Origin of the sequence: Peribacillus deserti (genome assembly GCF_016909175.1) — a bacterium.
In the GTDB taxonomy this organism is placed as follows: domain Bacteria; phylum Bacillota; class Bacilli; order Bacillales; family DSM-1321; genus Paraperibacillus; species Paraperibacillus deserti.
On the sequence record NZ_JAFBFI010000025.1, the window covers coordinates 25,827 to 39,689 of the forward strand.

At 40.9% G+C, this 13,863-nt stretch carries 9 protein-coding genes and 2 riboswitches; of the genes, 7 read left to right on the forward strand and 2 right to left on the reverse strand.

Annotated features, from left to right (window positions below; translation table 11 throughout):
* Nucleotides 1-82: 82 nt before the first annotated feature.
* On the reverse strand, nucleotides 83-1,498 hold the full coding sequence (gene treP / locus JOC77_RS19010; protein ID WP_204547104.1) for a PTS system trehalose-specific EIIBC component: 1,416 nt from the start codon (nucleotides 1,496-1,498) through the stop codon (nucleotides 83-85).
* A 460-nt stretch (nucleotides 1,499-1,958) separates the two neighbouring features.
* Here treP and JOC77_RS19015 point away from each other — a divergent pair, with 460 nt between their 5' ends.
* The 7 genes from JOC77_RS19015 (at nucleotide 1,959) to ptsG (ending at nucleotide 13,140) form a co-directional block, all read left to right on the forward strand.
* The gene (locus JOC77_RS19015) at nucleotides 1,959-2,915 is read left to right on the forward strand and encodes an AAA family ATPase (protein WP_204547107.1); all 957 of its coding nucleotides are present in this window, start codon (nucleotides 1,959-1,961) and stop codon (nucleotides 2,913-2,915) included.
* Nucleotides 2,912-4,120 (forward strand): DUF58 domain-containing protein, encoded by a 1,209-nt coding sequence (locus tag JOC77_RS19020; protein ID WP_204547111.1) that lies wholly within the window; start codon nucleotides 2,912-2,914, stop codon nucleotides 4,118-4,120. The genes JOC77_RS19015 and JOC77_RS19020 overlap by 4 nt, the downstream gene beginning before the upstream one ends.
* Entirely contained in the window at nucleotides 4,117-6,333 is a 2,217-nt protein-coding gene (locus tag JOC77_RS19025) for a DUF4129 domain-containing transglutaminase family protein (RefSeq protein ID WP_204547114.1), read from the forward strand. Before JOC77_RS19020 ends, JOC77_RS19025 begins: the two co-directional genes overlap by 4 nt.
* A gap of 34 nt (nucleotides 6,334-6,367) precedes the next feature.
* Nucleotides 6,368-6,469, forward strand: a riboswitch (purine riboswitch).
* Between the two features lie 195 nt (nucleotides 6,470-6,664).
* Nucleotides 6,665-8,218, forward strand: coding sequence for a glutamine-hydrolyzing GMP synthase (guaA, locus tag JOC77_RS19030; protein WP_338047250.1), 1,554 nt, complete (start codon nucleotides 6,665-6,667; stop codon nucleotides 8,216-8,218).
* A 101-nt stretch (nucleotides 8,219-8,319) separates the two neighbouring features.
* Nucleotides 8,320-8,419: riboswitch (purine riboswitch) on the forward strand.
* Between the two features lie 106 nt (nucleotides 8,420-8,525).
* Complete coding sequence (locus JOC77_RS19035; protein WP_204547117.1) at nucleotides 8,526-9,860, forward strand: NCS2 family permease; 1,335 nt, start codon at nucleotides 8,526-8,528, stop codon at nucleotides 9,858-9,860.
* A 185-nt stretch (nucleotides 9,861-10,045) separates the two neighbouring features.
* Nucleotides 10,046-10,885: a glucose PTS transporter transcription antiterminator GlcT gene (gene glcT / locus JOC77_RS19040; protein ID WP_204547143.1), complete on the forward strand. Its 840-nt coding sequence runs from the start codon at nucleotides 10,046-10,048 to the stop codon at nucleotides 10,883-10,885.
* Nucleotides 10,886-11,082: 197 nt separating this feature from the next.
* Nucleotides 11,083-13,140, forward strand: coding sequence for a glucose-specific PTS transporter subunit IIBC (gene ptsG / locus JOC77_RS19045; RefSeq protein WP_204547146.1), 2,058 nt, complete (start codon nucleotides 11,083-11,085; stop codon nucleotides 13,138-13,140).
* A 37-nt stretch (nucleotides 13,141-13,177) separates the two neighbouring features.
* Here the strand turns inward: ptsG and JOC77_RS19050 are convergent, their stop codons facing one another.
* Nucleotides 13,178-13,567: a TIR domain-containing protein gene (locus tag JOC77_RS19050; protein ID WP_204547148.1), complete on the reverse strand. Its 390-nt coding sequence runs from the start codon at nucleotides 13,565-13,567 to the stop codon at nucleotides 13,178-13,180.
* Between the last annotated feature and the right edge of the window lie 296 nt (nucleotides 13,568-13,863).

Consider the following 13,863-nt stretch of genomic DNA (forward strand, 5'->3'; position numbering starts at 1 on the left):
GGAAATGGGGGACAGTCCCCATTTCCCAAAAAACGGCAAAGCAGGGTGGGTCCCTGTTTTGCCAGTGGTTCATATTGGTTAATTATTTTTGTCTGCGTGCTTTTCCGAATACGAGTGTAAGTACAAATGGTACCACAAGTGCGATGGCCATTCCAACAAAGAATGGGCCCCATTTTTGAGGCACGATTGAGAAGAATGCCGGTAGTCCGCCAACCCCGATAGAAGGAGCCATCACTTTATTCAGAGTAATATAAATGGCACCGATCGCTGCTCCAGTCATGGCCGCATAGAACGGATAACGGAATCGCAGGTTAACGCCAAACATAGCCGGCTCTGTAATTCCAAGGAACGCTGAAATACCGGAAGATAACGAAAGCCCTTTTACTTTTTCGTCTTTTGTTAATAGCATCATCGCTAACGCTGCAGAACCTTGTGCGATATTAGATAATGCGACGATTGGCCATAAGAACGTGCCGCCGATGCTTGCAATAAGCTGGAAATCAACCGCTAGGAAAGTATGGTGCATTCCTGTAATAACAAGCGGAGCATATAAAGCCCCATATATTAAACCGCCAATGGATGGTACAGTGTCAAAAATCCCTGTGAACACTTGAGTAATTGCATTACCGAGTCCAAATGTAACGGGACCAATAATTGTAAATGCTAGGAATCCTGTTACTAAAAGTGTAACCGGCGCCACCACAAGCAGTTTGATAGAGTCATGTACACGTTTATTTAAGAACACTTCAATCTTTGCAAGAAGAAGGGATGCAAATAAAATAGGCAGAATTTGACCCTGATAACCTACTTTTTCAACTTGCCAGCCGAACAAATTCCATGTGGGAATTTTGCCTGCTTCTTTTGCTTCTGCGTATCCCCAGGCATTTAACAAATCCGGGTGTACAAGCATCAGCCCTAAAACAATCCCGAGCAGAGGGCTCCCGCCAAAGCGTTTAACAGCGGACCATCCGACTAATCCAGGCAGGAAAACGAATGCTGTATTGGCAATCGTATTAATGATCGAAGCAACGTCTTTCCATTGCTGATGAACATCTACAACCGATTTGCCTTCGTAGAAAATACCAGCTCCGGTAAGAATATTGTTGATCCCCATAAGCAAACCTGCTGTAACGATTGCAGGAAGGATAGGTATAAAGATATCAGCCAGCGTTTTAACGGCTCTTTGTATAGGATTTAAGTTTTTCTCTGCCGCTGCCTTTGTATCTTCTTTTGTAGCGGTGCCGATGCCTGCAACATCTGCCACTTCAGCATATACTTTATCTACAAGCCCCTGTCCGATTACTACTTGATACTGGCCATTAGCGGAAAATGAGCCCTTAACTAAATCCAGGTTTTCTAATTCATGTTTATTTACTTTCTTTTCATCGTGCAATGCGAAACGAAGACGAGTGACACAATGCGTTGCGGAAGCAATATTATCTTTACCGCCAACAGCTTCGACAATCTTCTCAGCATCCAGCCGATTATTGTTTGCCATTCCATTACCTCCATAAATTGCAGCAACAGAACATCACCACGTCATTCTGTCTGCTTTTATTATTTTATATTTTCCAAGTTCCTTATTTTTAGCCCACAGGCACTTGTATATACAAGATGTAACTGGTTTCATAATAACTTGTATGTACAACCTCGTCAAGAGATTCAGAAATCGCTTTCTTGGTAATTTTTTGAAGGAAGGGAAGCTTTTGTTGCTCAAGCAAAAATGAACGTTAAAAAACTGGTTTTCGGAAATTTTTAATCAATTAAGACGTTTCCAAATTGGTTTGGATTTTTTTGAATCGCCGAGGGAGAATGAACGTTTTTCAATAGCTGATTAGTGATTTGCATCTCTGTAAGTAGAGGGACTGCTTTCTGATGTAAAAAGAAGGGAAATTGTTACTATTTGGCGAATAAGATTAGGTAAAATGTCATCAAGTAATATCGGGGGGAACAAAAAGATGGAACAAAAGCATCCAAAAATCGAGAGAATCTTAGATAATATAGCAAAGGTAATGATAGGGAAGCGCCATGTGGCCGAATTAAGTGTAGTCGCCCTGCTTGCAGATGGCCATGTGCTTCTGGAGGATGTGCCAGGTGTCGGGAAGACGATGATGGTAAGAGCGCTTGCTAAATCCATTGGAGCAAGCTTTAGAAGAATTCAATTCACGCCGGATTTACTGCCATCGGATGTAACCGGGGTTTCTATTTATAATGCTAAGGAGCAGGAGTTCGTTTTTAGGCCTGGACCAATCATGGGAAATATCATCCTGGCTGATGAGATCAACAGAACATCCCCCAAAACACAATCTGCCCTGCTTGAGGGAATGGAGGAAGCAAGCGTTACAATCGATGGAGTTACACGCCTGCTTGAAAAGCCCTTCTTTGTAATGGCAACCCAAAACCCAGTTGAATACGAGGGTACATATCCGCTGCCGGAAGCGCAATTAGACCGCTTTTTACTTAAAATGAAGATGGGTTATCCAGATGCATCGGAGGAAATGGAAGTGCTGGAAAGGGCACAGTATATTCCCCCTATTGTAGAACTGGAATCGGTCATAAGCCTCGAGGAATTAAGACTGCTTCAAGAAGAAGTAAAAGAAGTGCATGTTGATGGTACCATTAAAAGGTACATAGTAGAGCTTGCTTCCCGTACGCGTGAGCATAAGCATATTTTCTTAGGTGCAAGTCCAAGGGGGTCTATAGCCCTGATGAAAGCCGGTCAGGCCTATGCCCTATTAAAAGGAAGGGATTTTGTGCTTCCTGATGATATCCAATATCTAGCACCCTATATCTTTGCGCACCGGATCATTTTAAAACCGGAAGCAAAATATGAGGGGCTGTCTGCTGAAGATATAGTAGAAATAATTGTCACAAAAACTCCTGTTCCCGTTCAAAGGCTAGTGAATCAAGAATGACGAAATTCAAAGTATTGGTTCGGACCTATCTTAAATTTTTCCTGCTAGTCCTGCTGATGGCTTCAGCCTTTGCTTACGCGATGTTTCAGGGAGGATTTGTCAGCTGGTTCCTATTTTACAGCTTTCTGCCTTTCGGTTTGTTCTCCCTTAGTTTATTTCTATATCCCATAACGGATTTCCTGATCGAACGAGCTATCAACCGCTCAGAATGCAGGGCGGGCGATTCACTAGAAGTCACGCTTACAATCAAACGAAGATTTGCTTTCCCGCTGTTATACCTCGTTATTGAGGAATGCCTTCCAGAGAAATTAGAGAAATCCGGCGTTCAAATGAAAAAAGAATTAATCTTTCCGTGGTTTAAGAGGGAATTTGTTGTTTCATACCATATTGAAAGCCTTGTCCGCGGAGAGCATGAGTTCAATGAAGTTATTATTAAGGTTGGAGATTTGCTGGGTCTTATTGAAAAGGAGGAATCTTTCTCGGTAAGGGAAAGGGTATTAGTTTATCCTTCCTACTATGAGCTTCCCTATAAGCAGATAGGAACTCAATATAATCAAGGGCAGACAGCCAGCACTGTACGGATACAGCGAGAGGTATCCACATTGTCCGGTTTGAGGGAATACCAGCCTGGTGACCGATTCTCGTGGATTAACTGGAAAGCTACGGCCAGGAAAAACGAGATTATGACGAAAGAATTTGAGGAGAAAAAAAGCCAGGATGTTTTCATGCTTCTTGACACGGCAAGTAGTTCCTCTTTTGAGCCGCTCATTTCATTAGCTGCATCTATTGCTCTTGCAATCGTTAAAAAAGGAATCCCGATTGGATTTTTCATGCCTATCCTTATGGACCATCCTCTCTCCATACAAGGCGGGGACGGACAGCGCCAGAAGATCTTCCATTTGTTAGCCAGAGCCGAGCAGCAGAATGATGTCTCGGTCATGGATATTCTAGATAAGGAGAATCAAGTGATTCCCTTTAATATTGCCTTAATGATCGTTACCTCCCATTTGACTGAAGAAACAGTAGGCGCGCTGGCCCAAAGGAAACAGTCCCGTGCCATTTCGATTATTGTCCTTAATAGTAAGAGAGGCCTGTCCAATAAGGATATACAAGTTCAGCAGCTCGCTGCTATGCGTGGTATCCAGGTAAGATATTTAGGTGACCAAGCCTATACAGATGGAACTCAAGAGGTGAGCGGAAGATGAGGGGAGATTCAGCTAATCAGTCAAAATTTGGATATCTGCTTTTATATTTTTTAGGGTTTCTTCTTTTATGGGAATGGGTTAAACCTTTAGGGGAACTAACAGATACAGGCAATTTAGCCATTTTTGTAGCCTTTATGGGAATGGCTCTTCTGCTAAAATATATTAACCTTTCAAGGATACTGCGATTTTCTATAATCACTCTTTACATCCTAACTATTATCCATCATTTCTATTATAAAAATCATGTGCTAATAGGGCTTGTCTGGATCATTGCGTTTATTAAAAATGCTGCAGCAAATATCGATTTACTGCTAACCAGCCGGTGGTTTGAAATCTCAAATGATTTTAAAACTCTATTGTTTTTTCTTCTCTTATGCTTAATGACATATTTGATTTCGTACTGGGTGGTTGTAAGAAAGAAAATGCTTCTTTTTTTCCTTGTTTCAGTCGTATATGTCACCGTGCTTGATACTTTTACGGTATATCATGCGGACTCGGCTATCATAAGGCTGATTGTAAATGGTTTTGCTATTCTCGGCATCCAGACTTATTACCGCACCATTGAAACTGAGAAGATTACTTATTCCTCCCTGGCGATAACAAGGTGGATGCTGCCGCTCGGACTTTTGATTGCCTGCAGTGTATGCTTGGGATTCTCCGGGCCGAAACAAGATCCAATATGGCCCGATCCAGTGCCATTTATTAAATCCTACTCTGATATAGTTTCAGGGCAAGGAACAGTAAGCACCGTTGGCTATGGAGAGAATGATGACAAGCTTGGAGGGGCATTTGAGTCAGATAGTACTGTTGTATTTCAGGCAAAGGCCTCTGTACGCCATTATTGGAAGGTGGAAAATAAGAATTTCTACACAGGAAAAGGCTGGGAGGTTGCTAATGTGGCAAGTGACTCCATTATCCGGCTTCCTGAAAATGAAAAGCTCTACTTTTTTTCACTGCCTGATAAAAAGAAAAGTGAATTTAAGGCAACGGTAACTGTCGACCGAAAATATAAACATATCCCTTACCCAGAACCAATGGGGCTGACGAAAGTAAAAGCGGGGGAAGCTAGTTATTTTGACTTTGATGTTAATAAGGAAAAAATCCTTTCTTATGGGGAAGATCAATCTTCTGTCCAGCTCAGTGAATATTCCATTGAATATGAGCAGCCGCGCTATGATGTCAATCTTCTCCGAAAAACCGGAAACCCTGACTTCCGCACTGGAATCAGGCTGAGCCCTCAAGAACTGGACTTATACACACAGCTGCCGACTACTGTTCCGCAGAGGGTCAAAGACCTTGCGGGCGAAATTACGGTGAATAAAAATAATTCATTTGACCAGGCCAAGGCCATTGAAGATTATTTTGATGGGGAGGATTTTGTCTATGATCAGAGAAATGTTCCTTTCCCAGCAGAAAATCAGGACTATGTGGACCAGTTTTTATTTGATACAAAAGTGGGGTATTGCGATAATTACTCAACTTCTATGGTCGTTCTGCTAAGGTCATTAGGAATCCCGTCCCGATGGGCAAAAGGGTACTCTGACGGAGAATTTATTCGATCAGAAGACAATCAGAATATCTATGAAATTACAAATAACAATGCTCATTCTTGGGTTGAAGTTTTCTTTGAAGGAACAGGGTGGGTACCTTTTGAACCGACAAAAGGGTTTACCAATTCAGCGCGTTTTCAATATCCTGCATCTGGAGCAAGCAGCGTTCAGGCTTCTGCACCGCAGACTGAACAGAAAAAAGCAACTCCGGTTAAGCCTGACCAGGAAACTGCTAAGAAACCTGCATCTTCTTCAGATACAGGCCTGGTGGAAAATCTCAAAGAAGTCTGGGAAAATAATAAAGCATGGGCATTCGGAATTTTGCTAATCCTTTCTCTAGCTGTATGGGGAATTTATCGCAGCCGCGGAAAATGGATGCCCAAAATTTGGCTTAGGATTTATAAAAATAAAACACCAGAAACCTATTTTTTAAAAACATATCCCATTTTGTTAAGCGAGCTGGATCGATACGGCTTAAAGCGGCCGGAGGGACAGACTCTCCGAGAATATGCGGGCTACGTGGATTCCTTCTTTTACACAATGGACATGATTAGACTGACGGGTGTATATGAACATATGATTTATAAAGGCGAATCAAAGGATACGGACTGGAAAGAGGTCCACCAAATGTGGGAAAGACTCATGAATAAAACAATAGCTTGACCTTTTTTGAAAAGAGTTGATAAAATAAGCGGGTATAATTTAATATGGATTGCTTCATATATCCTCGAAAATATGGTTCGAAAGTATCTACCAAATCACCGTAAATGATTTGACTATGAAGACAGATAAAATAGTAAGACTGGAATTCTGTCTTTGCAAAAGAAAGTTTATTTTCTGCATGCAAGTCAAAACCTAAGTAAGTGCCATGCACTTGATTTAGGTTACAGAGTTTCAGTCTTCTTTGTATTAAACGAATAAAGAGAGCCTCAATCGCTCTCCCATAAGACCTGTTCGTCAGGTGAAACGAAAAACATCAATAGAGGTGACTGCAGTGCCAGGGAAATCTGAATTACAGAATCAAGAAATGATAGTCGTGCTGGACTTTGGTAGCCAGTACAACCAGCTTATTACACGGCGCATCCGGGAGTTTGGCGTTTATAGTGAGCTGCATCCACATACCATTACAGCGGAAGAAATCACTAAGCTTAATCCAAAGGGTATCATTTTATCCGGCGGACCAAATAGTGTGTATGATGAAAACTCTTTTCGCTGCGATGAACGCATCTTCGAGCTAGGACTTCCTATATTAGGTATTTGTTACGGAATGCAGCTCATGACGGTGCATTTTGGAGGCAGAGTAGAGCCTGCAAAACATCGTGAATATGGCAAAGCCACACTTAGTGTAACGAATAACACTAAGCTGTTTCAGGGGCTGCCTGAGGAACAGCTTGTGTGGATGAGCCACGGAGATCTTGTGGTGGAGGCTCCTCCGGGTTTTAATATTGACGGAACCAATGTTTCCTGCCCGATTTCAGCAATGAGTGATGAATCCCGTCAGCTTTACGCTGTACAATTTCATCCAGAAGTGCGCCATTCCGTTTATGGAAATGAATTGTTAAGGAACTTCGTTTTTGGTGTTTGTGATTGTGATGGTAATTGGTCGATGGAAAATTTCATTGAAATAGAAATGGAAAAAATCCGTCAGGAAGTAGGGAACCGTAACGTGCTATGCGCCTTAAGCGGCGGAGTTGACTCTTCTGTTGTTGCCGTGTTGATACATAAGGCAATTGGCGATCAGCTAACCTGTATTTTCGTGGATCACGGTCTGCTGCGCAAGGATGAGGCAGAGGGAGTAATGAAGACCTTCAGTGAAGGTTTTAACATGAATGTTATTAAAGTAGATGCACAGGAACGTTTCTTAAGCAAGCTTAAGGGAGTATCCGACCCCGAGCAGAAGCGTAAAATTATCGGCAATGAATTTATTTATGTATTCGATGATGAAGCTGCTAAGCTTAAAGGAATTGATTTCCTTGCACAGGGAACTCTTTATACAGATATTATCGAAAGCGGTACAGCAACAGCGCAAACGATAAAATCTCATCATAATGTAGGCGGTCTGCCGGAAGATATGCAATTTAAACTTATTGAACCTTTAAATACACTTTTTAAGGATGAGGTTCGTGCTCTAGGAACTGAATTGGGTATACCGGATGAAATCGTTTGGAGGCAGCCATTCCCGGGTCCAGGTCTTGGAATCCGTGTTCTTGGAGAAATATCGGAGGATAAACTTGAAATTGTCCGTGAATCAGATGCCATCCTCCGGGAAGAAATCAAAAAAGCAGGTCTTGACCGAGAAGTCTGGCAGTACTTCACCGTTCTTCCTGACATAAGAAGCGTTGGTGTTATGGGAGATGCTCGCACGTATGATTATACAATTGGAATCAGGGCCGTAACATCTATTGATGGTATGACTTCTGACTGGGCCCGTATACCTTGGGATGTGCTTGAACTTATATCCACACGGATCGTTAACGAGGTTTCGCATGTGAATCGGGTCGTTTATGATATTACAAGCAAGCCGCCTGCAACAATCGAGTGGGAATAATATATAGGTAAAATACGAACTATAAAAAGTGCGAACAAGAAATTGTTCGTATTTTTTATTGACGTTTAGTGATTTTATGCTAAAATTATGGATGTACTAATAAAATAATTATCAAATTATGTCGTATAATATTGGGGATTGGCCCAAAAGTTTCTACCGAGCTGCCGTAACAGCTCGACTACGAGATAAACATAGAAGAGGGTTTTTCTCTTTTTCTTTATTTATCAAGCAGTCGCGCTCCGTTCGGTAATCCTGGCGGAGCGCTTTTTTCGTTCCAGTACGACTAATCTCTTGGAGGGAAAATATCATGAGGAAGTTTTTTGACTTTGACCATCTTGGTACGAATTACCGCAGAGAAATAATTGGCGGAATTACAACGTTTCTATCAATGGCATATATCTTGATCGTTAATCCGCTTACGCTGTCCCTTGCCAGCATAAAGGATTTTCCAGCGGATCTGCGAATGGACTCTGGGGCAGTGTTTGTCGCAACTGCGCTTGCTGCTGCCATTGGATCTCTAATGATGGGGATCATTGCTAAATTCCCGATAGCTTTAGCGCCGGGCATGGGTCTTAATGCGTTCTTCGCCTTTACGGTTGTCCTTACTTATGGTGTACCATGGCAGACCGCTTTAACTGGCGTATTGATCGCAGGTATTATTTTTGTATTGCTTTCCTTATCAGGTTTCCGTGAGAAAATCATTAACGCGATTCCATCCCAATTGAAGCATGCGGTTGGAGCCGGAATTGGTTTGTTTATTGCATTTATCGGATTTCAAAGTGCTGGAATTATCGTAAATAATGATGCTACATTAGTAGGTCTGGGTGATCTTACGAAAGGTACAACCTTACTTTCAGTATTTGGGATCTTAATTACGGTCATCTTGCTGACTAGAGGAGTTAATGCTGCTGTATTTATTGGTATGGTCATTACAGCTGTGACCGGCATGATTTTTGGCCTGATTGATGCTCCAGCCAAAGTCGTAGGTGCTGTACCAAGCATTGAGCCTACATTTGGGGCAGCTTTCGAAGCTTTCTCTAATCCAGGCGAAAGCATTTTTACCATTCAAATGCTGGTCGTTATTCTAACATTCCTTTTTGTAGCTTTCTTCGATACTGCAGGAACACTTGTTGCTGTTGCAAGCCAGGCAGGACTTATGAAAGGTGAAGTGCTTCCACGGGCTGGAAGAGGACTATTCGCTGATTCTATGTCTATAGTAACTGGTGCTATCTTAGGTACCTCACCGACAACATCCTATGTAGAATCATCTGCAGGTGTAGCGGCTGGTGCTCGATCTGGATTCTCAGCAGTTGTTGTGGCTATTTTATTTATACTGTCGCTTTTCTTCTTCCCATTATTATCTGTCATTACAGCGCCGGTAACTGCACCAGCTCTCATTGTAGTAGGTGTGCTGATGGTTGCATCGCTTAAAAATATTGAATGGGATCGCTTCGAAATTGCGGTTCCTGCATTCTTTACAATTGTAGCAATGCCTTTCACTTATAGTATCGCAACAGGTATCGCCATTGGATTTGTATTCTATCCAATAACCATGCTGATTAAAGGTAAAGCTAAAGAAGTTCATCCACTCATGTATTTCCTTTTCGTTATTTTCTTATGCTATTTCATCTTCTTAGTATAAAAGTTTTTAACATGCACAGAAACCATTGCCTGGTTTCTGTTTTTTTTTATCAAAATTATAAGTCATAAGGAGTTCTGGGTGCGGTTACCAACTGCACCGAGCCTTCTTATTTTAAACACATATATTGATTTATGGAGGTGGTTTTGGCTAACATGTATATGAGTCCTACTAAATGAGGTATATACATGAAAAGTATTGAAGTTAAAAAAGTTTTGAATAATAATGTGCTGATAGCTGAACATCCTCGATATCAAGAGGTTATTATCATTGGGAAAGGCATAGGCTTTAATAGAAAAAAAGGGGAAGTTATTTCTGCTGAGTCAGTTGAAAAACTATTTGTTTTGAAGAGCGGAAATGAACAGGAAAACTACAAAAAACTTTTACCATTAATTGAAGAACCTATTTTATCAGTCATTATTGAAGCTATTGATCTCATCACCCAAAGAGTCGAGGGAGATCTAAATGAACATATACATGTGGGACTGACAGATCACCTGACAGCAACGATACATCGAATAAATGAAGGGATAACAATCAGAAACCCATTTCTTAATGAAACAAAAACACTTTATCCCTTTGAATTCAATATTGCAAAAGAAGTGGTAGGACTAATTTATAAGAAGACGGGCATTTCTTTGCCTGAAGCTGAGACAGGCTTCATTACACTTCATATCCACAGTGCCATTACAAATAAACAGATTTCGGAAATTAATCAGTACTCTCAGCTAATCTCTTCTTTAACGGGAGTCATTGAAGAGCAGCTTGAGATTTCTATTGATAAAGCGAGTATTGATTATATGAGATTAGTACGCCATTTACGCTTTGCTATTGAACGTGTGCTTCTGGAAGAAAAGGTAGAGGAGCCAGAAAAAATTTCTGCTCTCTTGCAGAAAGAGTATCCAGTATGCTACAATCTTGCATGGAAACTCATTAAAATCATGCAAAATGTTCTCAAAAAGCCAGTGTTTGATGCGGAAGCGGTGTATTTAACGATGCATCTTCAGCGGCTTCAGCGGAATAATTGATTAAACTTAATATTTATTAATAACGTGTTACTGATTCGATCAGGCATGAGTAAAGAAACTGCATTAGAAAGCTGCAATTGTGGGTAAATTATACTCGTAATTTGTGTTTTCTGATGTTCTCTATACTCATGCCTTTTTTCATTGTCAATTTTTGCAAACGTTTTATTGAGTTGATAAATTTCTAAGGAGGAAGTTAAATGTTTAAAAAAGCATTTGGCGTGCTGCAAAAAGTAGGGAAAGCATTAATGCTTCCTGTTGCGATTTTGCCAGCGGCCGGTATATTGCTCGCATTTGGTAATGCCTTGCAAAATCCAGTTTTGCTCAATCTTGCACCATTTCTAAAAAATGATGCCGTCACCATGATTGCTTCAGTAATGGAAGGAGCAGGTGGAATTATATTCGATAATCTGGCCCTTCTATTCGCAGTCGGAGTTGCCGTTGGTTTGGCCGGCGGAGAGGGAGTTGCAGGATTAGCGGCGATAGTTGGTTTCCTCATTATGAACAGAACCATGGGGACTGTTTTGGGAATTGAAGCAGCTGATCTGGAAGGTCACCTTCAGTATGCAAGTGTGTTAGGGATACCAACCCTTCAGACGGGAGTTTTTGGAGGGATCATCGTAGGTATCTTGGCAGCCTATATGTACAATAAATTCTACAGCATTGAGCTGCCCTCATACCTAGGTTTTTTTGCAGGGAAGCGTTTTGTGCCGATAGCAACAGCAGCAAGTGCTGTGGTTTTAGGATTGCTGATGTTAATTATTTGGCCGCCAATCCAAAGTGGCCTGAATGCCTTTTCAAATAATATGGTTAACGCAAATTTAACATTATCAGCTTTTATATTTGGTGTAATTGAACGTGCTTTAATCCCGTTTGGTCTTCATCATATTTTCTACTCGCCATTCTGGTATGAATTTGGACAATATACTAATGATGCAGGCAACTTAGTTCGCGGCGATCAGCGTATCTTTATGGAACAAATAAAAGATGGTGTGCAGAACTTAACGGCTGGAACATTTATGACTGGTAAATATCCATTCATGATGTTTGGACTGCCAGCTGCAGCATTTGCGATCTACCAGGAAGCCCGTCCTGAGAAAAAGAAATTAGTTGCAGGTATAATGGCTTCAGCTGCACTTACGTCCTTCTTAACGGGTATAACTGAACCGATTGAGTTTTCATTCTTATTTGTGGCTCCAGTTTTATTTGGAATCCATGCCGTGTTTGCTGGTCTGTCATTTATGGTTATGGAAATACTAAATGTAAAAATAGGTATGACCTTCTCCGGAGGATTAATCGACTATATTCTTTTTGGTCTTATTAATCCGCAGACAAATGCTTGGCTGGTGATCCCGGTAGGTCTTGCGTTTGCAGTCATTTACTACTTTGGATTCCGTTTTGCTATCCGGAAATTCAACCTGATGACTCCAGGGCGTGAAGCAGATGTGGAAGGCGATGAAGAAACAGCTGCTGCACCAGGCGGAGAATTAGCATCCGATATTCTGGATGCAATGGGCGGTCAAGAAAATATTGCTCATTTAGATGCATGTATCACACGTCTTCGTGTTTCTGTTAATGATGCCAAGCAAGTAGATAAAGGCCGGCTGAAAAAATTAGGAGCCGCAGGTGTACTTGAAGTTGGAAACAATATTCAAGCGATCTTTGGTCCTCGTTCAGAAACGATAAAAGGACAAATGAAGGACATCATGACCGGCAAAAAACCAAGAACTGCCGAAAAGTCTCCTGCACCGCAAAAAGAAGTCGAAAAGCAAATCGAAGATGTAAACCCGGCAGTCCTGCAAAATCGTGAGGAAGCATTTGTTTCTCCGCTGCAAGGAGAATTAAAACCGATTACTGAGGTTCCTGATCAAGTGTTTTCTGAGAAAATGATGGGTGACGGATTTGCTATTGTCCCTACAGAAGGAACAGTTGTGTCACCGGTTGATGGAACAATTGTTAACTTATTCCCGACAAAACATGCTATCGGAATCGAATCGGATGCTGGAAGAGAGATTTTAATTCATGTTGGTATCGATACGGTGAAGTTAGAAGGAAAAGGATTTGAAACTCTTGTTTCCCAGGGGGATAAAGTTAAAAAAGGACAGCCTTTACTAAAGGTTGATCTAGATTATATTCGAGAAAATGCTGCTTCAATCATTACCCCCATTATTTTTACTAATTTAAAAGAGGGAGAACAGGTAACGATTAAAAAGCAGGGGAATGTCGCTTTAAAAGAAGAAGATATCATTTCGATTTAAAAAAAGGGAAGACCTTCGTTATGAGGTCTTCCCTTTTTTAAGCTAAATCTATTAAGACCTCTTGTACAAATGAATCCAGGGTACCGGTAAATCTTTTGACACCTTCTATATAATAGAAGGTGCTTGTTTTATCATAGCTCAAAAGAGCTGGATCAGGTGAGTAGATAAATACTCTTCTTCCTAAACCAATCGCAATTCCTGCTTCAATATGACTTCCAAATCCGGCAGGCAATAACATAATAAGTAAGTCGGAGTCGGAAACAGCTGTTTTTTCGAGTTCTCCGATTCGTTTTAGATGATCTAAAGAAGATGCTCTCTCATTTTGAGTCCAGTCGTATGTTTGAATATGCCCTTTCTCTTGAAGGGCTGCTGAGACCTGGCGGACATTTTCTTTATTCTTGAATCCTGATGCAATATAGAACTTCATGTTTTTTCTCCTTTCTAATATCGAAATATTTTACAGGTCCAATCTTTTAATGGATTTTTTTACCTCATTTTAAAAGAGTCACATTGTATTGACGTTTGTTGTTTATGATGATAATATACATATTACACTTCAACAACGCATACTTTAAAAGTTGTGATGAAAAATAACTCGAAAAAAGATGTTGACGACAGTTGAAATGCATGTTATGATTATTAAGTTGCTTACGAGCGACTGACTAATACTGACTAATGATTGTTCTTTGAAAACTGAACGAAACAAGACGCCAAGCGTATTTT